At 31.4% G+C, this 1,355-nt stretch carries 1 protein-coding gene; it reads left to right on the top strand.

What is annotated here, in order from left to right:
• Positions 1-129: 129 nt before the first annotated feature.
• Positions 130-456: a hypothetical protein gene (locus DPIF8902391_RS10460; protein ID WP_172505788.1), complete on the top strand. Its 327-nt coding sequence runs from the start codon at positions 130-132 to the stop codon at positions 454-456.
• Positions 457-1,355 lie beyond the last annotated feature (899 nt).

The raw sequence follows: 1,355 nt of genomic DNA on the forward strand, positions 1-1,355 counted from the left end.
TGATGATTTACGAACCGCCGTATACGAGACCCGTACGTACGGTGGTGTGAGAGGCGCACTCCGACTATTTTAGTCGGAGCCGTCTACTCGATTAGCTTTTCGTTTTTAATTATAAAAAAAATAACCAAAATGAAAGAACGTGTACGTTTACATGAATTAATAGAAATTGAAAAAACAGTGCAATTCCAGCAGATATACTTTAGAAAACAGGTAGTATCGCAATCTGATAATAAATGCCTTGTAGAAGCCCACCACGTAGCTAAGATAGGAAAAGTTGAAATAACAGATGTTAGTAGCGAATATCATAATCAAGTAGTAATGCGCTTAGAAATAAACGGCAAGGAAACTACTTTTACAGAATACATGTCTGTTCGTGAGTTCGAAAGGTGGATTAAGAATTTTATGATACCACTTAGAGAGTTAATTTACGCTTGGGTAAAAGTAAATAACATATAATAGCAGGTCGTATTTTTACTATTCTGAAATGAAAGCTAACGATTTATATATGGTTTGTTGCGTTTTTCGAGCAACTAATTTAGTAAATAAAAACGAAATAGAAAATCCCCTAAGGATTTTCGTAGGTAGGCGAGCACTAGCAATAAATTATATATTTTGTTAGCTTTTCGTTTATTTTTCCTTTTTTACAATTAAAATACCGATATAAAACTACATATTTTTCAGCATTTTTATTCGGCGTTTAACTTGTCTAAATTTTCATTTCTGATTGCATAAACAGGCTAAAGTCTGCCGTTTCCATTTCATAATTACAGACAAATTCTTGCGTAATATTTGTCAGAATCCCACAGTTTTTCATTTCCGATTCCATAAACAGGCTAAAAGTCTGCCATTTTCATTTCATAATTACAGACAGATTCTTGCGTAATATTTTTCAAAATCTACTACGTTAAAATTCCATTTCTAATTGCGTAATATTTATCAGGATTCTACTTTTTTAAACCGCTTTATTTTTCCAATTTCACGCATTTTTTTTGTTAATGAAAGCTAACGTTTTATATATGGAAAGTACTGTTTTGTGCGTGAGGATTTTCCGAAGGAAAATCGGAATTAACAAAATAGTACTAACTTTTGTCTTAGCACTAAACTAAGTATTTTTTATATATTTTGTTGCAAGTAGTTTGTTTTTTTTCCAATTCCAATTTGCTGCATTCCTTAAATTCTACAGCCGTTATAAATTCAGATTTTGGATGATAATTCTGTTAGTTTTATTCATTCAGTTTTTATTGATTTATGCGTCAATATTTTAAATCAGCGGTTGCGTCAATTTTCCAATTCCAATTTTCTGCATTTTCTCAATTCTACAGCCGTTATAAATTCAGATTTTGGATGGTAATTCG

Source organism: Tenacibaculum finnmarkense genomovar ulcerans (genome assembly GCF_900239495.1).
Classification (GTDB): domain Bacteria; phylum Bacteroidota; class Bacteroidia; order Flavobacteriales; family Flavobacteriaceae; genus Polaribacter; species Polaribacter ulcerans.